The sequence below is a fragment of the Prochlorococcus sp. MIT 1201 genome (assembly GCF_047303415.1).
Classification (GTDB): domain Bacteria; phylum Cyanobacteriota; class Cyanobacteriia; order PCC-6307; family Cyanobiaceae; genus Prochlorococcus; species Prochlorococcus marinus_D.
Genome location: NZ_CP138947.1, coordinates 2090202 through 2108349, shown reverse-complemented (window position 1 = coordinate 2108349; position 18148 = coordinate 2090202). Strand labels below are relative to the sequence as shown.

22 protein-coding genes and 1 pseudogene are annotated in these 18148 nt (G+C 55.3%); 14 read left to right on the top strand and 9 right to left on the bottom strand.

What is annotated here, in order from left to right:
* Window positions 1-17: 17 nt before the first annotated feature.
* Window positions 18-281, top strand: a complete 264-nt coding sequence (gene grxC, locus SIB41_RS10235) for a glutaredoxin 3 (RefSeq protein ID WP_063416550.1) — start codon at window positions 18-20, stop codon at window positions 279-281.
* A 4-nt stretch (window positions 282-285) separates the two neighbouring features.
* Window positions 286-1212 (top strand): glutathione synthase, encoded by a 927-nt coding sequence (gshB, locus tag SIB41_RS10230; protein ID WP_413358658.1) that lies wholly within the window; start codon window positions 286-288, stop codon window positions 1210-1212.
* Here the strand turns inward: gshB and SIB41_RS10225 are convergent.
* Complete coding sequence (locus tag SIB41_RS10225; RefSeq protein WP_413358655.1) at window positions 1176-2597, bottom strand: isochorismate synthase; 1422 nt, start codon at window positions 2595-2597, stop codon at window positions 1176-1178. The genes gshB and SIB41_RS10225 overlap by 37 nt on opposite strands.
* A 71-nt stretch (window positions 2598-2668) precedes the next feature.
* Here SIB41_RS10225 and menA point away from each other — a divergent pair, with 71 nt between their 5' ends.
* The 4 genes from menA to SIB41_RS10205 are packed head-to-tail and all read left to right on the top strand — an operon-like array spanning window position 2669 to window position 6129.
* Window positions 2669-3643 carry a 2-carboxy-1,4-naphthoquinone phytyltransferase gene (gene menA, locus SIB41_RS10220; protein ID WP_011131424.1) on the top strand — a complete coding sequence of 325 codons (975 nt, stop codon included), beginning with the start codon at window positions 2669-2671 and terminating at the stop codon, window positions 3641-3643.
* Window positions 3644-3647: 4 nt separating this feature from the next.
* Window positions 3648-4616 carry an o-succinylbenzoate synthase gene (locus SIB41_RS10215; protein ID WP_413358652.1) on the top strand — a complete coding sequence of 323 codons (969 nt, stop codon included), beginning with the start codon at window positions 3648-3650 and terminating at the stop codon, window positions 4614-4616.
* Entirely contained in the window at window positions 4613-5848 is a 1236-nt protein-coding gene (locus SIB41_RS10210) for an AMP-binding protein (protein WP_413358650.1), read from the top strand. Before SIB41_RS10215 ends, SIB41_RS10210 begins: the two co-directional genes overlap by 4 nt.
* A gap of 2 nt (window positions 5849-5850) precedes the next feature.
* A complete protein-coding gene (locus SIB41_RS10205; protein ID WP_041384731.1) occupies window positions 5851-6129 on the top strand; it encodes a TM2 domain-containing protein in 279 nt (92 codons plus the stop codon).
* Window positions 6130-6285: 156 nt separating this feature from the next.
* Here the strand turns inward: SIB41_RS10205 and SIB41_RS10200 are convergent, their stop codons facing one another.
* The gene (locus tag SIB41_RS10200) at window positions 6286-6741 is read right to left on the bottom strand and encodes an acyl-CoA thioesterase (RefSeq protein ID WP_413358647.1); all 456 of its coding nucleotides are present in this window, start codon (window positions 6739-6741) and stop codon (window positions 6286-6288) included.
* Here SIB41_RS10200 and SIB41_RS10195 point away from each other — a divergent pair.
* Entirely contained in the window at window positions 6740-7057 is a 318-nt protein-coding gene (locus tag SIB41_RS10195) for a hypothetical protein (RefSeq protein WP_413358645.1), read from the top strand. The genes SIB41_RS10200 and SIB41_RS10195 overlap by 2 nt on opposite strands.
* A 272-nt stretch (window positions 7058-7329) precedes the next feature.
* Here the strand turns inward: SIB41_RS10195 and SIB41_RS10190 are convergent, their stop codons facing one another.
* The 3 genes and pseudogenes from SIB41_RS10190 to SIB41_RS10180 form a co-directional block, all read right to left on the bottom strand.
* Entirely contained in the window at window positions 7330-7596 is a 267-nt protein-coding gene (locus SIB41_RS10190) for a hypothetical protein (RefSeq protein ID WP_413358643.1), read from the bottom strand.
* A 14-nt stretch (window positions 7597-7610) separates the two neighbouring features.
* Window positions 7611-7670: pseudogene (locus SIB41_RS10185) on the bottom strand (DUF2752 domain-containing protein); the annotation flags it as partial.
* A gap of 143 nt (window positions 7671-7813) precedes the next feature.
* Window positions 7814-8998, bottom strand: coding sequence for an NAD(P)H-quinone oxidoreductase subunit H (locus SIB41_RS10180; protein ID WP_413358641.1), 1185 nt, complete (start codon window positions 8996-8998; stop codon window positions 7814-7816).
* Between the two features lie 46 nt (window positions 8999-9044).
* Here SIB41_RS10180 and rsmH point away from each other — a divergent pair, with 46 nt between their 5' ends.
* Both rsmH and SIB41_RS10170 read left to right on the top strand, forming a co-directional pair.
* Window positions 9045-9977: a 16S rRNA (cytosine(1402)-N(4))-methyltransferase RsmH gene (rsmH, locus tag SIB41_RS10175; RefSeq protein ID WP_063420590.1), complete on the top strand. Its 933-nt coding sequence runs from the start codon at window positions 9045-9047 to the stop codon at window positions 9975-9977.
* A complete protein-coding gene (locus SIB41_RS10170) occupies window positions 9967-10503 on the top strand; it encodes a DUF456 domain-containing protein (protein ID WP_413358638.1) in 537 nt (178 codons plus the stop codon). Before rsmH ends, SIB41_RS10170 begins: the two co-directional genes overlap by 11 nt.
* Here SIB41_RS10170 and SIB41_RS10165 read toward each other — a convergent pair.
* On the bottom strand, window positions 10490-11260 hold the full coding sequence (locus SIB41_RS10165; RefSeq protein ID WP_413358635.1) for a hypothetical protein: 771 nt from the start codon (window positions 11258-11260) through the stop codon (window positions 10490-10492). The genes SIB41_RS10170 and SIB41_RS10165 overlap by 14 nt on opposite strands.
* Window positions 11261-11352: 92 nt before the next feature.
* Window positions 11353-12561 (bottom strand): cysteine desulfurase family protein, encoded by a 1209-nt coding sequence (locus tag SIB41_RS10160; RefSeq protein WP_413358632.1) that lies wholly within the window; start codon window positions 12559-12561, stop codon window positions 11353-11355.
* Between SIB41_RS10160 and SIB41_RS10155 the strand changes: the two genes are divergently transcribed.
* The 4 genes from SIB41_RS10155 (at window position 12530) to SIB41_RS10140 (ending at window position 15532) form a co-directional block, all read left to right on the top strand.
* Window positions 12530-13078, top strand: coding sequence for a hypothetical protein (locus tag SIB41_RS10155; protein ID WP_063420587.1), 549 nt, complete (start codon window positions 12530-12532; stop codon window positions 13076-13078). The genes SIB41_RS10160 and SIB41_RS10155 overlap by 32 nt on opposite strands.
* Window positions 13079-13148: 70 nt before the next feature.
* The gene (locus tag SIB41_RS10150; RefSeq protein ID WP_413358629.1) at window positions 13149-13874 is read left to right on the top strand and encodes a response regulator transcription factor; all 726 of its coding nucleotides are present in this window, start codon (window positions 13149-13151) and stop codon (window positions 13872-13874) included.
* A gap of 21 nt (window positions 13875-13895) precedes the next feature.
* On the top strand, window positions 13896-14894 hold the full coding sequence (locus SIB41_RS10145; protein WP_413358627.1) for a pseudouridine synthase: 999 nt from the start codon (window positions 13896-13898) through the stop codon (window positions 14892-14894).
* 59 nt (window positions 14895-14953) lie between these two features.
* Window positions 14954-15532 (top strand): dockerin, encoded by a 579-nt coding sequence (locus SIB41_RS10140; protein ID WP_413358625.1) that lies wholly within the window; start codon window positions 14954-14956, stop codon window positions 15530-15532.
* A gap of 55 nt (window positions 15533-15587) precedes the next feature.
* Here the strand turns inward: SIB41_RS10140 and bchM are convergent, their stop codons facing one another.
* Both bchM and SIB41_RS10130 read right to left on the bottom strand, forming a co-directional pair.
* Window positions 15588-16301: a magnesium protoporphyrin IX methyltransferase gene (gene bchM / locus SIB41_RS10135; RefSeq protein WP_063420584.1), complete on the bottom strand. Its 714-nt coding sequence runs from the start codon at window positions 16299-16301 to the stop codon at window positions 15588-15590.
* A gap of 26 nt (window positions 16302-16327) precedes the next feature.
* Window positions 16328-17533 (bottom strand): N-acetylglucosamine-6-phosphate deacetylase, encoded by a 1206-nt coding sequence (locus tag SIB41_RS10130; protein ID WP_413358623.1) that lies wholly within the window; start codon window positions 17531-17533, stop codon window positions 16328-16330.
* Here SIB41_RS10130 and purE point away from each other — a divergent pair.
* Window positions 17518-18099 (top strand): 5-(carboxyamino)imidazole ribonucleotide mutase, encoded by a 582-nt coding sequence (purE, locus tag SIB41_RS10125; RefSeq protein ID WP_413358621.1) that lies wholly within the window; start codon window positions 17518-17520, stop codon window positions 18097-18099. The two genes, SIB41_RS10130 and purE, sit on opposite strands and share 16 nt — an antisense overlap.
* Window positions 18100-18148: the final 49 nt, after the last annotated feature.

The window sequence follows — 18148 nt, the reverse complement described above, 5'->3', positions numbered from 1 at the left end:
GACGTGATCACAGTGCCATGGCCAAGGTTGAGATCTATACCTGGCAGTCATGCCCATTCTGCCTGCGTGCCAAGGCTCTCTTGGATCGCAAAGGGGTGAGTTACCAGGAGCACGCCATCGATGGCGACCAGGCAGCCCGCGCAGCGATGGCGAGCCGGGCTGGGGGGAAAAACACGTTGCCCCAGATCTTTATCGATGATCTGAGCATTGGTGGCTGCGATGAGTTGCATGCCCTTGAGGGGGCTCAAAAACTTGATGGTTTGCTCCAAGGCAAGGTCTGAAGCCATGCGACAGCTGTTCGTCTTGGATCCCCTGCAGTGCATTCAACCTGCCAAGGATTCCTCAGCTGCGTTGATGCAGGCGGCCCAACGGGCATCAATTGAGGTTTGGGCTTGTACACCCGCTGATCTTCAGGCTCGTGGAGATCAGCTCTCTGCGATTGCCGTCCCTGTGGTGGCTGAGCCTTGGATTAGCACCGGTGAGCCCCGCAGCCTTCCTCTAACGGACTTCGCCTGCATCTGGATGCGTAAGGATCCCCCGGTCGATGAGGGCTATCTCTATGCCACCCATTTGCTCGAGCTGGCAGAGCGGGCTGGTGTGTGCGTGCTCAATAGGCCAGCGGCGCTGCGGGCCTGGAATGAAAAGATCGGTGCGCTGCGCTTCAACAACCTGATGGCTCCCACGCTTGTGGCCAGTCGGGTCAGTGAGCTTGCTGCCTTTGCCCGTGAGCAAGAAGAGGTGGTGCTCAAACCTTTAGGGGGTCGAGCTGGTCAGGGGCTGGTGCGAGTCGCTGGGGCCGCTCCCGGACTTGAGGCCTTGCTGGAGTTGGTCACGGATCAGGAGCAGCTACCGGTGATGGTTCAGCGGTTTTTGCCGGCTGTCATTGAAGGAGACAAGCGCATCCTGTTGGTGGATGGAGAGCCTCTTGGTGCAGTGAACCGTCGTCCTAAGGCTGGAGATTTTCGTAGCAACCTTGCCATGGGTGGTCGCCCTGAACCCACAGAGCTAGACAGTCGTGAATTGCAGATCTGTGCAGAATTGGCACCCGTTTTGAGAGAGCAGGGTTTGTTTTTTGTGGGAATTGATGTGATTGATGGCCTGCTGAGTGAGATCAATGTCACCAGTCCTACTGGCATTAGAGAGGTTGAGCGCCTCAAGGGGATTCCCCTGGCTGATCAAGTGATTGCGCGTTTGCTGGTCAGTCTTGGTTGATACTTGGCATCCAGCTCGAGTTGGTCGGCCAGTACAGACAGCTTCATGCCAACTTCTTGTAATTCGCGTTCGACCACAGACCCTCGGACCAAACCAGCTCCAGCAGTGAGATCAAGCACTGAACCTCTGGCGTGGCCACAACGGATGGCCACGCGCAGTTCCGTGTCGCCTTGGCTGTCGATCCAGCCAATCGGCGCCGCATAGCTGCCACGTTCAAAAGGTTCCAATGTGCGCAGCCAGGCCATCGCCTCTCGGCAAGGCAGACCCGCGACCGCCGGAGTTGGATGGAGAATTTTGGCCAGATTGAGGGATGTATGACCCATGGCATTGGCTGTAATCGGTGTATGCAGATGCACCAGTTGGCCATGACGAGCGAGCTGGGGGTTCCGTGGTCGCCGTGGTGTCAGTCCTTGATTGCACAGCTGATTGGTAATTGAGGCAACGACAAGTTCATGCTCGCGACGGTCCTTTTCCGAGCGGAGTAGGCCCTGTCCATCGTCATTGCGATCAGCAGTGCCGGCCAGAGCGTCGGTGCGTAGCTGATTCTCTTGCAGGCTGAGTAGCCGTTCAGGCGAAGCTCCAAAGAAGGCATCCTCGTGAGTTCTTCGCCATAAGAAGCGGCAGCTACCTGATTGTTGTTGACGTAGCTTGGCCAGTACTGGCAGCGGGTTTAAGGGTGCTTGGAGCTGAATGGATTGGCGCACAGCCAGCACCAATTTGTTGAGCTCACCGCTGCTCACTAAATCCAGTCCGCGTTTGAGAGCTGGTCTGTAACACTCCTGCCAGGGCTGGAGTGCCGTGGTGCCGCGGACGCTGCTGGGCCAGAAATCTTTTGAATTGTGATTGGGGTCGAGCAGGTTTTCCGCCATCAGCCAAAGCTGTTCTGCTAGGTCCCGCGCTTCTGCTTGCTGGGTGATTACGCCATTGAGACGCAGCCAACCGTGTCGACCCTGGCGGCTGAGTTGCCAGCGCGGCAGTACCGCTTGAACAGCACTGGTGTGGATCTGGCTGCGTTGTCGTTCTGCGGGATGGTCGAAAAAGGAAAAGGCCAGCAGGATTTTGGCTCGAGCCTGGGCAGGGGCGTTGGGCGTCGCGTCTGTGAGGCGTGCCAGGGTTGTATCGCTGAATCTTTGGGCTAGCTCAAAGCGTCTGGGGCCTGCAAGATCAAGGCTTTGGCACTGACCAGCTGCTGCAAAGCAAAGGCCTGGTGCACTATCCCAGAGAAACTGGAAGGGATGCTCATCGGCTAGTAAGGGCAGGTGGTACAGGGGATCCACCTCGTCGAGAGGCAGGGCCAGGCTGAGGACACCTTCATCGCCCTTGCGCTCGCACCAGCCCCGGGATGCGGCAGTTAAAAGGTTGCTGAAACTACGGTCAGCTTTCATCCGGGATCGGAGTTGAGCGCGGGTCCTGCTCAAATGTATGGGCCTTTCCCTGGTTTCCAGGCTTCTTTCCCATGCCAGACCAGCAGGATGTTGCATCCCTTTACGCCAAGGCCTCCACAAGGCGAGCTCTTTGGAAAGCCGCGATCAAGTGGCCGATGTACTCCGTGGCAGTGATGCCGGCGTTGCTGGCGGCTGGTTGGCGGGTGGGGGCCGGCGAAGCAGTGCGTCTTGATCAACTGCTTGGCTTTTTGGTTGCGGCTGTGCTGCTTTTGCTTTGGGAAAACCTCAGCAACGACCTCTTTGATGCAGATACCGGCGTGGATAGCTTCACCAAGTTGCATTCGGTGGTTGCGCTGCTGGGTCAGCGGAGACCTGTGCGCCGCTTTGCTCACTTAGCGCTCGTGCTGGGCTTGTTGTTGATGTTGCTGTTGGCTTTGCGTAGTAGTGCTGCTGTGCTCTTTTTGGTGCTGGTGAGTTGTGGTTTGGGATACCTCTACCAGGGGCCGCCCTTTCGCTGGGGCTACATAGGCCTCGGTGAGCCGCTGTGTTGGTTGGCTTTTGGCCCTTTCGCTACTGCCGCTGCCTTGTTGGCGTTAGCACCGCTCAACGGTGATGGATCAGTTATTCCATGGGCAACGGCGTTCACCCTGGGGAGTGGTCCGGCCTTAGCGACAACCTTGGTGCTCTTTTGCTCTCATTTTCATCAAGTCGCTGAGGATGCGGCTTTTGGCAAACGATCGCCTGTGGTGCGCTTGGGCACAGCTCGTGCGGCGGCTTTGGTGCCCTGGATTCTTTCGCTTGTGTTTGCTCTGGAGTGGATCCCTGTGCTGCAGGGAGATTGGCCGCTGACAGCTCTGCTTGGTGGTTTGGGATTGCCTGCAGGAGCAGCGCTGGTCCGTTTGCTTCGCCATCATCATGATCAGCCAGAGAAGATTCGTGGCAGCAAGTTTTTGGCATTGCGCTTTCAGGCGCTCAATGGCTTGGGGTTGAGCTTGGGCCTAGCGCTAGCGCCTTGCTTGGGCTTTGCGCTATCTAGCGCAGGTTGAGTTGATGGCTCTCAAGTTTCAGTGCAAACCGTTTTCATTTCGTTTGAGTCGGGTGTTGCAGACGGCTCAGGGGGTTGTTGAAGAACGTCAGGGTTGGTTGCTGAGATTGGAGGATTGCGCGGGTCGTTGTGGTTGGGGGGAGGTGGCTCCGATGGATGTGGCTGGTTTAAAGGCCTGCGGCGATTGTTTGGTCAAGCTGCGCTTGGCACCAACGCGTTTGGAGTTGGAGGAAGGAATGGCGTTTTGGCCTGCGCCTTTGGCTTTTGGTGTGGGTGCAGCTCTGGCGGAATTGGATGGCCTCGTGGGGTCTTTAGCAACAGGCGGTTGGCTTGCGGCGCCTGCCTCGGCTGTGTTGTTGCCGGCGGGGCAGCCTCTTTTGAATGCGTTGGATTCCATGCTTGAGAGGGTTCCCTCAGCAGCTGATCCCTTCACTGTGAAGTGGAAGGTGGCGGTCGCTCCAGATGCATTGGAGCGGCGCCTCTTGTTGCAATTGTTGGAGCGGCTGCCAGAGCATGCGCGCTTCAGGCTTGATGGCAATGGCGGTTGGGATCGCAGTGTGGTGAGCTGGTGGGTGGAGCGATGTCTGCAGGATGCGAGGCTGGAATGGTTGGAACAACCTTTGCCTGCTGGTGACCTTGAGGGGTTAAGAGCTTTGGCGCAACAGGTTCCCGTGGCTCTTGATGAGTCGCTTGTGCTTGAGCCATCACTGCGAGAGTCATGGTCTGGCTGGCAGGTGCGGCGTCCGCTTTTAGACGGTGATCCCAGACCTCTGCTGAGGGGGCTGCAGGAGGGTGTTGGCTACCGGATGTTGAGCACGGCCTTTGAAACCGGCATTGGTCGGCGTTGGCTGCACCATCTCGCTGCTTTGCAGCATCAGGGCCCTACACCAGTGGCTCCTGGCCTGGCCCCGGGTTGGTGCCCTGATGGACCTTTATTTAGCGCTGATCCCGAAGTGGTCTGGGCGGCGGCATGAGGGAGTTGGTTGCCCTGCGTTGCAATCCCGCTCAGGCTGAGCAAAGGGCCTTGCAGCTCGCTCAGGCCTTGGAGCAAGGCGATTGGGTGCAACTGCTGCCGCCCGTTGGAACTAGCGGTTTGATCCCTAGGGCTCTTTTGCCTGATGGTCCTGGTGTGGTGGTCGCAAGTGGAGGCACCTCCGGCGGACAGCAGCACTGTTTGCAGCCTTGTAGCCATCTCGACTTATCAGCTTCGGCTACAGGTCAATGGCTTCAGCAGCAGGGTTACGACCTGCAGCAATGCATGCTGCTTAATCCTTTGCCGTTGCATCACGTTAGTGGCTTGATGCCTTGGTGGCGTAGTCGTTGTTGGCGTATTGGGCATGCATGGCTACAGCCTGGCTTGCTGAGGGATCCAGACGCTTTAGAGCAGTTGTGTGGCTCGTTGCCGGGATGGGGAGAGCAACCGGTCTTGATGTCTTTAGTGCCAACACAACTGCAGCGGTTGTTGACGCATAACGCTGGTGTGCGTGTGTTGAAGGCTTGTGCTGTGATTTGGGTTGGTGGAGCAGTGCTTTCGCCAGGATTGATGAAAGCGGCACGGGCCGAAGGCTTGCGCTTGGCACCCTGCTATGGAGCAACTGAGACAGCGGCGATGGTGACAGCGCTTGCTCCTGAGGATTTCCTGGCGGGTGCGACGGGCTGTGGATCACCGCTTGAAGATGTGGAGCTGCAGTTGACGCAAGCAGGCGCGTTGCAAGTTCGAACAGCGCGGTTGGCGTTGGCGCGCTGGTTGGGTGAGGGCTTGGAGGATGTTCGCGATCAGCAAGGCTGGTGGACCTCTGGAGATGCTGGTTGCTTGATCACTGAGAGCAACCGGGTTTGTCTCAGCATTGCTGGCCGCTTGGATGGAGCGATTCACTCTGGTGGTGAAACGGTGTTCCCTGAACAGTTGGAGGCCCGTTTACAAGTGGCGGCGGTTGGGTTGCCTGTTGAGGCTGTGTTGCTGCTTGCTGTTGAAGACAGGGAATGGGGGCAACGCTTGGTGGCGCTTGTGCGTCCTGCTGCTGGGGCGAATGGAGAGGATTTGATTAAGCAACTACGCCATCTCTGTGCCGATTGGCCGCCTGCCGATCGGCCGATGCATTGGCGGCTTTGTCCAATGCTTGCTCCGATGGCGAATGGAAAATGGCAACGGGGCTATTGGCAGCAATGGTTGCGGTTGCTAGAAGCGGAAAGTACAGAGTTTTGACGATGGCCAGTCTTTCTGATGCTGAGCTTAGTAATAAGAAATTAGCCGCGGGTTTGCTAGGGATCTTTCTTGGCGCTTTAGGGATTCATAAATTTGTCTTAGGCAAGAATAATCCGGCGATGATTATGTTGGTGGTTTCGCTTGCGGGAGGCTCTATTACTTGTGGGATTGCATATGCAGTCATGCAAGTTATAGGTTTAATTGAGGGCATTATTTATTTAACACAAACACCGCAAGAATTTAAAGAGATTTATCTTGATGGTGACAAGGAGTGGTTCTGATGAGTGTTAGTTTAATGCGCATATTGCAACGGCTGATGCTTGCAGGATCCGCTCTGATGAGTTGTAGTATCTTCACGTCTATGCCACAGGATGCCTTTCATCCTTTTGCATTGATGGCAAGTTTTTTGCCGCTGCAGTTGGGGGCGTTGGCGTGGGTCAGATTGAGCCAATCTTCCCCACACCGGAAGCCTCCAGCCAGCGATCAATGCCTTCTGGTAGTGCACAGCGATGACGTGTCTGGGCGTTGATCGCTAGATGGCGGATGAGAGCGTGGGCAGCGATTTGCTCTTCGCAGCGGAATTCGAAGTGAACTTGGAAGCTGTTTGGATTGAGTCGCTCTGGGCGTAGCTCCATAGCCAATGCGTCTCCGGTGTGGATCGGCCTGCGGAAATCTGCTTGACAATGGATGATCGGCAAGGCCACTTCCGGTGTGACTTCAGACTTGCGGCTGCCAGGAAAGATGTCTGCGGGGGTTAGGCCGTAGTGCTCAAGACTCTCTTCCCATGCTTCATGACACCAGCGAAATAGCTGATGGAAATGCATCACGCCGGCGGCATCAGTATCGCCAAAGCGCACCACGCGGCGCAGCAATAACCAGTTTTCTGGATTCATGTTTGGGATTCTGATCGAAGCCGAAGATCACCATCATCATTGTGATGGGGTGTTGGCGGCAGATTTTTTTGGTAGCTGCTGTGATCGGTTGAGTGTTGTAGATACTTTCGCGGATGCGCTAGCGATTGATCTGCGGGACAATCCCTGGCTGGCGATGTTATTGGTTGAATCAAACATGTGGCTTAAAGTCAGTGCTCCTCTTCCTGTTCCTCTAGAGGATACTGGCACCAGGATGAAATACATACAAGACCACTATTTCCTCCGCCGAGCTGATGATGTAACAGATTTACTGAGTAAAGGCAGACAAGCCATCTAAGCCAAAGAAGAACATCTTTAATGGATTGGGTAAGTGGCCCTTGTATCATTTTCAGAATTAAGGCTGACAATGAAGGAGTGTTAATACTGTCAGGCTCTTGAAATCATATACTTACTTTGAACCCTAATGGCTAGTCATGAGAGTCAATCTCAACGGGGAGAAGAATGCAGTTGGTAATGTCTTCGCGTATATCACGATTGGCTTGGCATTAGGGCTTAATGGATTGGTGATAGCAGCTTGGCTAATTTGGACAAGATTAAACTAGTCAGTATCTATTTCGATCTCAGTAAAAGGCTCCGCATCAGCTCAAAACTTTTCTTGCCTTTTTCTCTTTGTGGATTCCTCAGTACACAGGGAATGCTTGCATTCCTAGGCCAAAGTTCAAGCCAAGTCTCACCAGCCAGTAGCTGATCAACGCAACGGCTGCCACGATCAAATGCCAAGCGTGGATAGCAAAGGGCCTCAATCGGTGCTGCTGGATGGCCAGCACCGACCAGATGATCAACATTGCTGCCACCACTGGCCCAAAAGCATGCCATTGCATTGAGCTGCTGAGATTGCCCTGCAGTGCTTCAGTCGTGGCCCTAGTAAGGAAGCAGGTTGGGCAGGGAATGCCGGTGAGAGCTCTGAGTGGGCAGGGCCAGCCTGGCAGCGATGGATGCAGACCCTTGATCCACAGGGAGCCAGTGAGTGTTGCCGGCAGTAGATAACCAGCCCGTTGGATCCGTCGCAGAAAACGGTTCAGTGCCTTGTGCCTTAGCGATCCACAGAACCCATGATCACGTCGATGGAGCCAAGGATCGCCATGATGTCTGCGACTTTTGCTCCCTTGAGGATATGGGGAAGGATTTGCAGGTTATTGAGGTCAGCAGCGCGGATTTTGAAACGCCATGGTGTGACGTCATTGTTGCCCTGTAGGAAAACGCCTATTTCTCCCTTGCCTGACTCAAGCCTGGTGTAAAGCTCACCATTAGGGATCTTGAAGGTGGGTGCAACCTTCTTGGCAACGTATTGATAGTCAAATCCCACAAAGGGGCTTGTCTTACCCTCCGCCATCCGCTGAGCTTCGAGGTTTTCTGTTGGTCCGCCTGGGATCATCTCGCAGGCCTGGCGCAGGATCTTCAGTGATTGGCGCATTTCTTCGATCCGAACGCGATAGCGCGCATAGCAATCGCCTTCTTTCTCCCAGGCGACATCCCAATCGAAGTCGTCATAGCACTCGTAGTGATCCACTTTGCGTAGATCCCATGGCACTCCTGATGCCCGCAGCATTGGCCCCGAAAGGCTCCAGTTGATCGCCTCATCTCGCCTAATGGCGCCCAAACCTTCGATGCGGCGACGGAAGATTGGGTTGTTGGTGATTAGTTTTTCGTACTCATCGATTTTGGGACCAAACCAGTCGCAGAAGTCTTGGCATTTCTCTAGCCAGCCCCAGGGCAAATCACAGGCGACGCCACCGATGCGGAAATAGTTGTTGTTGATCAATCGTTGCCCTGTGGCTGCTTCCCACAGGTCGTAGATCATTTCTCTTTCTCGGAAGATATAGAAAAAGGGTGTTTGGGCACCCACATCAGCCAGGAAGGGGCCAAGCCAGAGCAGGTGGTTGGCAATGCGATTGAGCTCGAGCATCAGCACGCGGATGTAGCTGGCTCGCTTCGGCACAGAGATGTTGGCCAAGCGCTCCGGAGCGTTCACGACGATTGCCTCGTAGAACATTCCGGCTGCATAGTCCATGCGGCTCACGTAGGGCACGAACATCACACTCGTGCGGTTTTCGGCAATTTTTTCCATGCCCCGATGGAGATAACCGATCACCGGTTCGCAGTCCACGACGTCTTCACCGTCGAGGGTGACCACCAGCCTCAGCACTCCATGCATCGAGGGATGATGGGGGCCGAAGTTGACGACCATTGGCTCCGTACGCGTTTCCAGCTGCGACATGGGGCCTTGAGTTGCAGAGCGTTAGCGGGATCTTAGGAAGGAACCCATGCCCGATTCGTCCATTAACTCGGATTCAGGTTTCAAGCATCTGTCCGTAATGGAAGATGCCGTGTCGCAGCCTGTCGCTGCTTTGCCTGCAGAGCTGCTCGTTGGCGGGTTGATCATTGATGCCACCCTGGGCGGCGGCGGCCATAGTGCTCTGTTGCTGGAACGTCATCCAGATCTCCGCCTGATCGGTTTGGACCAAGACCCCACGGCTCGTGCGGCGGCGGCTGAGCGACTGGCGCTATTTGGAGATCGCGTCACGATCGTGGCGACTAATTTTGTCGATTTCAGCCCTGCCGAGCCGGCAGTGGTAGTGATGGCTGACTTGGGAGTGAGCAGTCCCCAACTGGATGTGGCGCAAAGAGGTTTTAGCTTTCGCCTCGATGGTCCGCTCGACATGCGCATGAACCCCCAGGTGGGCGAAACGGCGGCTGAGCTGATTGGGCGTCTCGAAGAAACAGAGCTGGCAGATCTCATCTATGCCTATGGCGAGGAGCGCTTGTCCCGACGCATCGCCCGGCGCATTAAGCACGATCTGGCAGAGCAAGGACCCTATGCCGGCACCGCCGCTTTGGCTTATGCGGTGGCTGGTTGCTATCCGCCGAAGGCCCGTCATGGTCGTATCCATCCAGCCACCCGTACTTTTCAGGCCCTGCGCATTGCTGTGAATAATGAATTGGATGCCTTAGATCGCTTCTTGCAAAAGGCCCCTGACTGGTTAGTCCCAGGAGGTTTGCTCGCAGTGATCAGCTTTCATTCTCTTGAAGACCGTCGCGTCAAGACTGCTTTCTTGCGTGATCAGCGCCTGGAGCGGCTAACCCGTAAGCCTTTGGTGGCCAGCGAGATGGAGATCGCTGCCAATCCACGCAGCCGTAGTGCAAAGTTTCGATTCGCTCGCCGCTTGCCTCAAGCGACCACTGCCGATGCCCGCTGATCCAATCTGGTGGTGGGCTTTTGGAGTGCAACTGCTAGCTCTCCCTGGAGCATTGTTGCCGGTGTTACCGAGTTTGTTGTGGTTGCCACTCGGTGCTGGTTTATGGGTTTGGAATGTGGGCTGGAGTGCAGGTTGGCTCAGCCTTGGTTTGGCCTGCATTGTTTTTTTACTTGGCCTTATTGCTGATCTGTTAGCGGTAGCTCTTGCTTCTGCTCGTTTACGAGCAAGCCGCTGGGCAGTTTTGGGTGCTGGATTGGGGCTGCTGCTTGGCTTGGTGGGTCTATTGCCGGCTTTGCCTTTTGGAGGCCCATTGCTAGGGGCTCTCTTTGGACCTTGGCTGGGCGCTGCTTTGGTGGAAACGTTGACGGCTAATCAACCTCCTTTAGCACTTGGATGGTTGCTTGCTGCTCGCCGTGGTGCGCTGGTCGGGCTTGCAGTGGTCGCTGGCTTATTGGTGAGCCGAGTAGCCCAATTCGTTTTGGCGCTACTCGGCATCGCTGGCTTTTTGCTGCTCAGTTGGGCTTAAGCAGGCCAGTGTTGTCTGTGCTGCCGAACAACTGACGGTAGGCCGCAGTTGAGATGCAAACCATGGCAGGAACCATCACGAAGAGACCTCCATAGTGGAAGGTGGCGGCGGTGGCATGGATCACAGCTTCCACAATCAGCAGCCAGAGCACGATCCACCAGGAAGGGTTGATCACATCGATACCAGAACGCAATGCATTGGCTGAGTTCTTGCTGCCAAGCAGGCTGTTTTGAACGAGGAACTGTTGGGTTACCAGGAACCAGATTGCAAAGATTGCTAGGGCAATGCTTGGAATCACGATTAGGGCTTGATTGATCTGGCCTAGCCCCAGGCCTATCAGGTAGGCAATCACTGAGGCAACAGCGATCACGACGATATAAAGAATCAATGAGCCCAGTAGCCGCCAGCTGGAGCTTTGATCCCAACGTGTAAAGACGGCGAAGTCAGGCTTTTGACCATCGAGTGCTGTCCAAGCGCCTCGGATTAGTCCCACAATTCCCCATAGCACCACAATGATGTAACCGATCAGGCCAACGACCAGCAGTAGATAACCCAGGACTGGATGTAACCATGCAACTTCTTTGACAGCGGCGATGCGAGTACCGCCAAGAGCAGCAATGCCGATGAAGGGGAGCGTGACCACCCCCACCAGGATTTGGAAAAGCAAAAAACTCCAGGGAGCTTTACAGAAGGCGTTCCAGCCGTCCTCGACGGCTTTGAGCACCTGAAGGTTGGAGCCGGTTGGAGTAGTTGCCACCGTCTAATAAACAGATGTTGTTAAAAACTAGCCGCAGTAACAGTTTTGCTCAGGATTTTTTGAAACTGCGACATCGATTGAGGTAGTTGTTGCTATCTAGCTCTCAGGTCGGTCACGACATTGCTAATCGACTCCACAGCCTGGCTGATCTCTTCGCTTGAGGTGTTGCGACCCAAGCTCAGTCGCAGCGAGGCTTCCGCCTCAGCTGATGTGCGTCCTAAGGCCATCAGCACATGGGATGGGGCTCCTTGGCTGCAGGCAGAGCCGCTGCTGCAAGCAATGAGCGGTCGCAATTGTTGATGCAGGTTGCTGCCGCGCACGCCTGGAATTGTGATGTTGAGATTGTGAGGCAGCCTGTGCTCTAGCGATCCATTGAGGATGAGATCGGGGAGGCGTTCACGTAAACCATCCCAGAGTTGATTACGCAGCGTGCAGAGCTTGTCTTGGCGGCTCGTGATGTCCTCCATGGCTAGTTCTACGGCTTTAGCGAGGCCCACAATTAATGGCACGGGTAGTGTCCCAGGCCTTAGGCCCTGCTCTTGGCCCCCACCCCACTGCAAGGGTTTGATTGGCACTTCAGGACGTACGACGAGTGCGCCGATCCCTTTAGGGCCGTAAAGCTTGTGGCCGCTGATGCTGACCAGATCGAGCCCGAGAGCATCTGCATCGAGATGGACGTGACCAAAGGCTTGTGCGGCATCGCTATGCAGAACCACATCACGCTTACGGCAAAGCTCTGACAGCTCTGCAAGGGGTTGGATGACACCCGTTTCATTGTTGGCGACCATCACGCTCACGAGCAGCGTGTCGTTTTCAAATGCCTCAGCCAGTTGCTCCGGTCGCAGTAGACCATCAGCCCGTGGTTGTAGTTCGGTTAGTCGGAAACCTTCCTTTTGCAGTTGGCGCAGCGGATCGAGTACGGCATGGTGTTCAGTAACCAGCGTGATCAGGTGGCCTGGTGCTCCGCGTTGTTCTGCTCTTGCCCTGGCATGGCCCACTAGCGCCAGGTTATTCGCTTCTGTGGCACTGCTCGTAAAGATCACTCGTTGCGGTGTGACGCGCAGATGGCAGGCCAGTTGCTCTCGAGCGAGGCTCACTGCGGCTGCGGCCTTCAATCCAGAGCGATGTTGGCGGCTTGAGGCATTTCCCCAGTCCTCGCTCCAGTAGGCGGCCATGGCCTTGACAACCTCGGCAGCACAGGGTGTGGTTGCCTGATAATCGAAGCAAAGGGGGGATTGTTTTAGGGATCCACTGGAAAGGCTTGGCAGCATGGTGGAAAGTTCCGTTGCTCTGTCGCGCATGCGTCGTTCTTTCAGGATCGTTGGTCTGAGCCTCACGGCCTTGTTTTTGTTATGCCTCCGCCCTTCAGAGGCTATTGAGCCTCAGGAGGTTATTGAGCAGATGAAGAAGAGTCGGCCTGCCAATTTGGTGGTGTTAATTAAGCGCCCTGATGTTGGTGGCGATTATCTCTTGGGGATGTATGCGCTCAAGACGGACAAGTTTGATCAGGATCTGCGCCGCTTCAAACTTTGGCAGGAGTGGTCATATGACCTCAACGTTCACACGGAGTCAGTGAGCTGCAGCACCGAAGAACCTCTTCGGATCACCCGAGATAGCAGAGCGGTGTATGTGCGTCGTCTTAATCCAGGGGGGATTGTGAACCCAGCGAATCGGGAGGACCATCTTGTGTGGTGGGCGGCTTGTGTCCCAGAGCTGGGCGGCACAGATCCAACCAATCTGAAAGATAAGGCTCTATCACTCGGTTATTCAACCGTGTTAGTTGAATCCCAAGAAGTCTTGGTCGGACCAGTCCGTTGAGGTCCCTATCGCTTCAGGACTGTTGGGGCGATCGCTTCTAGATTTTTGCAGCTTGCAATTTTGTTGGCCCATGAGTGAGACCCTTCCCCAGAATGTGGAGGCTGCCCCGTCTCCGCGGTTACTACTGGTTGATGATGAACCCGGACTGCGCACTGCGGTGCAGGCTTATCTGGAGGATGAAGGATTTGAGGTCACCACTGCTGTCGATGGAGACGATGGCTGGCAGAAGGCTCAAGAGATGCTGCCTGATTTGGTCATCAGCGATGTGATGATGCCGCGTTGTGATGGCTATGGACTGCTTAAGCGGATGCGGGAGGACGAGCGCTTGGGTGGCACTCCTGTGATTTTTCTTACTGCTAAGGGGATGACGGCCGATCGCACCGAGGGTTATCTGGCTGGGGTGGATGACTACATCCCTAAACCCTTTGACCCTGAGGAGTTGGTGGCTCGTGTCCGCAACGTGGTTCGTCGGCAAGATCGCCTTCTTCGGGAAGCAGCTCGTTTCGCGGATACTGATGTGGGTCAGATGGCCCGGCAGATCACAGAGATTCGCACCATGCTTGCCCATGGTGATGGCCGTTCATCCAAGGATGTAGCGCTTCACAACTTCACGCCGCGGGAGGCGAGTGTTCTGCAATTGGTGGCTGAGGGGTTGATGAATAAGGAGATCGCTCGGAAGTTGGAGACATCAATTCGCAATGTTGAGAAGTACGTGAGTCGTCTGTTCATCAAAACGGGCACGTCAAGTCGCACTGAGTTGGTTCGTTATGCCTTGGAAAACCAGTTAGTGACATGACCATTGGCAGGCTGCAATGGCGTGTCTGATGCGGATTGGCTCTCAGCCAGCTTCAACCATGGCTGGACCTACAGCCAACGCATTGCTGCTGTTGATGCTGGTCGAGGCTTGGTGGAGCTGCTTGCGGTGCATTACACCCACTCGAGTCAAGATGTATGGCAACAGCGTTTGCAGGCGGGGCAGATTCGGCTGAATGGCGAGCTGGTGCGATTGGATCAGCTGCTCGCCTCAGGTGATCAGGTGTGTTGGCAGCGCCCTCCATGGCTAGAAGCTGCGGTTCCGGCGAGCTGGGAGGTGATTTTTGATGATGGCGATCTGCTGGTCGTCAATAAGCCTTCAGGGTTGCCGGTGATCCCAGGTGGGGGGTTCCTTGATCACACGCTGACGGGGCTGTTGCAACGTCGTTGTCAGCTGGATGGGGAGTCTCGGCTGCCAAGGCCGGTGCATCGCCTGGGAAGGTTCACATCGGGACTGTTGATCTGCGCTAGGCAAAGGGAGACTCGAGCGAAACTCTCAGCGATGTTTCGTCGTGCCACTGCTGGTGATCAAGGTTGCAAGAAGATTTATCGCGCTTTGGCGCACCGCAATCTGAATGTCCATTGCGATGAGGTTGCCACGATCAGGGTCCCGATTGTGCAGACGGCTCACCCCATGGTGGGCAAGGTTTGGGTTGCTGCTGATTCATCCCGGCAACATGATTCAAAGCGGTCTGAATCTCGTGTTCTTACAGCCTTGTCAACTGTGCGATTGCTGGAGCGACGTCAGGATGCAGATTTGCTTGAGGTCGCAATTCAAACTGGGCGTCCGCATCAAATCCGAATCCATCTGGCAGCGATTGGTTCGCCTTTGATTGGCGACCCTCTCTACGGCTTTGATGGGCAGATTTCATCAGCAGCAACACCAGGTGATGGTGGTTATTGTCTTCATGCTCACAGGCTTCTGGATGTGCCCTACCGCAACCGTCTGCATGGCTTCACAGCCTGCTCGCCGCGGCGCCTCCAGATGAAGACGGAAAGATGAGCGGTGCCTATTTCACCAGTTAGGGTGATCGTTGAATCCCCAAGAGCTCGTGACTTTTGATGTTGAAGCGTGGGTTGCTGATTGCATGCTCTTTGATGGGAATTGCCGGTTGCTCTTTGAATTCTGTGCGCCAGCATCAAGTGTTGCAGCCTGAAAGATTGGACCTGCAATTATTAGTCTGCAAAATAAAGTCTACGTTTTTCTCTGATGTAAATCAGGACGGACAAATTTCAGTTGGAGATCATGTGACGTATGCTTTTAATGTTTCTGAGGATGCTGCTTGTGCTCAGTCGCAATCAACCTTTTATGCTGTTGAGCAGATTGTGGCGAGGCAGGCTTTGGGGCATGATCGGCAGCAGACTTTTGTGACCCATTTTCAGGGAACTTTTAGGTTGAAGAAAGGGAACCTACAGTTGCGAGGCCTGGGTTCTCTTGGCTTAAGCGCTAGCAAGTGGAAAGCTATTAATCAATCCGGTTCTATTGATCTTGTTCTTGCCAACATCTTTCCTGAGAGCGATAGGCTTTCAGTTATTGGCGAGGGTGGTTCTTACACTGGGCGGGTGGGTGCCGCATTTGTTAAGCCTGGAGATGCAGTGGTAGTTGATATTAACTTGTTTAGTCAATTCAAGCTTGATTGAGTTTAGTAGACATTGCCTTTCCCTATTGTTTTTGCCAGAAGATTTGGCTTTGATTCTAGCTTTTTTTGAACTCAATTAGTCGTGAAAAGTAGAATGGAGCCTGATTGAGTTTGCTGCGGATGGGTTCGAATCCGCAGCCCATTGCGGCTTTGATGATGCCGTCTTCGCGAAGGGTATACGCGCGAGTTGTTTTGCTAGGCCCTGGGAACAGCTGGCCAATGCGTTTGAGTAGCGCTAGTAGAGGGGTGTAAGGGGCAAAGCTCACTAGCAAACTTTCTTGTGTGAGTCCGCATAGGTGACGGACCATCTCTTCCGCTGCTTGTTGGGGGTAGTGGATGAAGACATCCAGGCAGATCACGGTGTGAAAGCAACCCTGCAGGCTTTCGAGGTCGGAGGTGGTGAAGGTTAGTCGGCTTAGATCCAACTTTGCATCTGCAGCGCGGCGTTTGGTTTCGGCCACCATGGCGGCGGAAATGTCACTTGCGGCAATTGATCCAGCCCCCATTGCGGCCAGAGGAAGGCTGAGGCTTCCTACCCCGCAGCCGGCGTCGCAGAAACTCATGGCACTCAGATCACCGCGTTCCTGAAGCCAGGCGAGCACATCATCCACCGTTTTCTGATGGCCGATGCGGATGTTGCGCTGCACTTTATTGACGTCATCACTCTCGCTGTAGATGCGATTCCAGCGATCAAACCCTGTTCCGTTGAAGTAGTTGGCTACTTCAGTTTTTTCGGCCTGTTTGAGCTCTTGGCGCTGTTCCATGGCCATTGAGTTGGGTTCAGACGATCGGGATCTTAAGCAGCATGCTTCCAGATCAGCTCTTCAGTATCCGGTTTCCACTGCCAGCGGAGTAAGTCTGTTAAGGGCTGATTCACAAGTCGCTCATGCAGTGGGCGGCCATTGCCTATTACCTGACGAGGGGCCATGGTGGCAGCCCAGATGGCCGCGGCAGGTTCACCACTCCAAGTAGCTAAACGTCGACTCCCTTCCAGGAGCGGCAATGTGACTCCTGCGAGAGTGCCATCTTCTAAACGACAGGTTCCTTTTTCGACCAGCAGAACTCTTTCATCCCAGCGATACTTGCCATCTTTGAGGCCGTAGGGAGCGAGACTATCGCTCACAAGTACCAGCTGTTGTGGTGCCAGTCTTTGCAATAGCACCGCCATGGTGGGGTCAACATGAACTCCATCGGCGATTAGTCCCAGAGCAATCTCTCCATGTATGCAGGCTTCCCCCACCGGGCCAGCTGCACGATGGTGAAGACCGGGCATGGCATTGAAGGAGTGGGTCAGCATTCCCACTCCCTGGGAGAAGGCATCGGCAGATGCTTCCCCATCTGCGTTCGAGTGCCCTAGGCATATCACGATGCCTAGGGTCCTGAGTCGTTCAATCACTTCAGATGATCCGGGCAGTTCTGGTGCCAGGGTCATCAAACTGATGTCTTGCTCAAAGCCGCGAATGCGTTCATCCAGTGCCCTTAGGCTCGGAGCACAGAGATGCTCCAGGGGATGGGCGCCGTGGCGTGCTGTTGCCAGAAAAGGGCCTTCAAGGTGGGCCCCCAGCAGTTCACAGCGTTGCGGGCAGTGTTGTGCTCGGGCTGCATGCAGCACCGTTAAAGATTGACGCAGGGCTGCTACCCCGCAGCTCACAATCGTGGGGCAGATTGCCTGTACACCGTCTTGCCAGAGTCTGTCGAGCAGCTTCAGGAGCTGGGGAATGTCTTTGGCGGTGAGCTCGGGGAAGGCCAATCCCAGCCCTCCATTGATTTGTAGATCGATGCCCATGGGGCTGAGCCAGTCGCCCTGCCAGCTCTCCCCGTCCATGGCAGAGCCATCTGCCATGGGTTGAACACTGAGCACCCGCTCGTGTTCATCTAAGGCCATCCACCACAGCTTGGTGTCCACGGCTTTGTTGAGAGGTTGGGGCAGGCGGATGTGGGTGATCCGATGCATGGGAGGTGGCCAGGCGGTGCTAGTGCGGGACCATGGCATTGTCGTCATTATTCATCGTGACCTCTGCTTCTCTGCCTGTGCCTTTGGCAGCTGCTGAATCGCCGCCGCAGGTGGCTGTGGTGATGGGTAGTGATTCTGATTTGCCAACCCTGCAACCGGCCGTCACCGTCTTAGATGAGTTCGGTGTGAAGGTGGAGGTGCGTGTGCTTTCTGCGCACCGTACGCCCCTTGAGATGGTGGCCTTTGCAAAGGAAGCTCATCAGAGAGGTTTGAAGGTGATCGTGGCAGGTGCCGGCGGTGCTGCTCATTTGCCGGGCATGGTGGCGTCACTCACCACGCTGCCAGTGATTGGAGTACCTGTGCAGAGCAGGGCTCTTTCCGGGGTGGATTCCTTGCATTCGATTGTGCAGATGCCTGGGGGAATCCCTGTGGCAACAGTGGCGATTGGCGGAGGGCTTAATGCTGGCTTGCTGGCGGCTCAGATCCTGGCGATCTGCGATCCAAAGCTTGCAGAGCGGTTGAGGGCCTACCGCCAGGATCTTCATGATGCTGTGGTAGCCAAGGATGCTCGCTTGTTGGAGCTTGGCAGCGAGGCTTATTTGGGGCAGATGTGAAGGTCTTGTTGGAACCTCGCAACTCCACTCAAGCCACAGGTAATGTCCC

Bases quoted from the DNA above. Each gene is read 5' to 3' on its own strand.
- SIB41_RS10190 (WP_413358643.1), bottom strand. From the start codon at position 7,596: ATGGCATGCTTTTGGGCCAGTGGTGGCAGCAATGTTGATCATCTGGTC.
- SIB41_RS10150 (WP_413358629.1), top strand. From the start codon at position 13,149: ATGAGTGAGACCCTTCCCCAGAATGTGGAGGCTGCCCCGTCTCCGCGG.
- SIB41_RS10195 (WP_413358645.1), top strand. From the start codon at position 6,740: ATGTTTGGGATTCTGATCGAAGCCGAAGATCACCATCATCATTGTGAT.
- SIB41_RS10180 (WP_413358641.1), bottom strand. From the start codon at position 8,998: ATGTCGCAGCTGGAAACGCGTACGGAGCCAATGGTCGTCAACTTCGGC.
- SIB41_RS10205 (WP_041384731.1), top strand. From the start codon at position 5,851: ATGGCCAGTCTTTCTGATGCTGAGCTTAGTAATAAGAAATTAGCCGCG.
- rsmH (WP_063420590.1), top strand. From the start codon at position 9,045: ATGCCCGATTCGTCCATTAACTCGGATTCAGGTTTCAAGCATCTGTCC.
- grxC (WP_063416550.1), top strand. From the start codon at position 18: ATGGCCAAGGTTGAGATCTATACCTGGCAGTCATGCCCATTCTGCCTG.
- SIB41_RS10225 (WP_413358655.1), bottom strand. From the start codon at position 2,597: ATGAAAGCTGACCGTAGTTTCAGCAACCTTTTAACTGCCGCATCCCGG.
- bchM (WP_063420584.1), bottom strand. From the start codon at position 16,301: ATGGCCATGGAACAGCGCCAAGAGCTCAAACAGGCCGAAAAAACTGAA.
- SIB41_RS10200 (WP_413358647.1), bottom strand. From the start codon at position 6,741: ATGAATCCAGAAAACTGGTTATTGCTGCGCCGCGTGGTGCGCTTTGGC.
- SIB41_RS10140 (WP_413358625.1), top strand. From the start codon at position 14,954: ATGTTGAAGCGTGGGTTGCTGATTGCATGCTCTTTGATGGGAATTGCC.
- SIB41_RS10170 (WP_413358638.1), top strand. From the start codon at position 9,967: ATGCCCGCTGATCCAATCTGGTGGTGGGCTTTTGGAGTGCAACTGCTA.
- SIB41_RS10215 (WP_413358652.1), top strand. From the start codon at position 3,648: ATGGCTCTCAAGTTTCAGTGCAAACCGTTTTCATTTCGTTTGAGTCGG.
- purE (WP_413358621.1), top strand. From the start codon at position 17,518: ATGGCATTGTCGTCATTATTCATCGTGACCTCTGCTTCTCTGCCTGTG.
- SIB41_RS10130 (WP_413358623.1), bottom strand. From the start codon at position 17,533: ATGACGACAATGCCATGGTCCCGCACTAGCACCGCCTGGCCACCTCCC.
- SIB41_RS10155 (WP_063420587.1), top strand. From the start codon at position 12,530: ATGGTGGAAAGTTCCGTTGCTCTGTCGCGCATGCGTCGTTCTTTCAGG.
- SIB41_RS10210 (WP_413358650.1), top strand. From the start codon at position 4,613: ATGAGGGAGTTGGTTGCCCTGCGTTGCAATCCCGCTCAGGCTGAGCAA.
- menA (WP_011131424.1), top strand. From the start codon at position 2,669: ATGCCAGACCAGCAGGATGTTGCATCCCTTTACGCCAAGGCCTCCACA.
- SIB41_RS10160 (WP_413358632.1), bottom strand. From the start codon at position 12,561: ATGCGCGACAGAGCAACGGAACTTTCCACCATGCTGCCAAGCCTTTCC.
- gshB (WP_413358658.1), top strand. From the start codon at position 286: ATGCGACAGCTGTTCGTCTTGGATCCCCTGCAGTGCATTCAACCTGCC.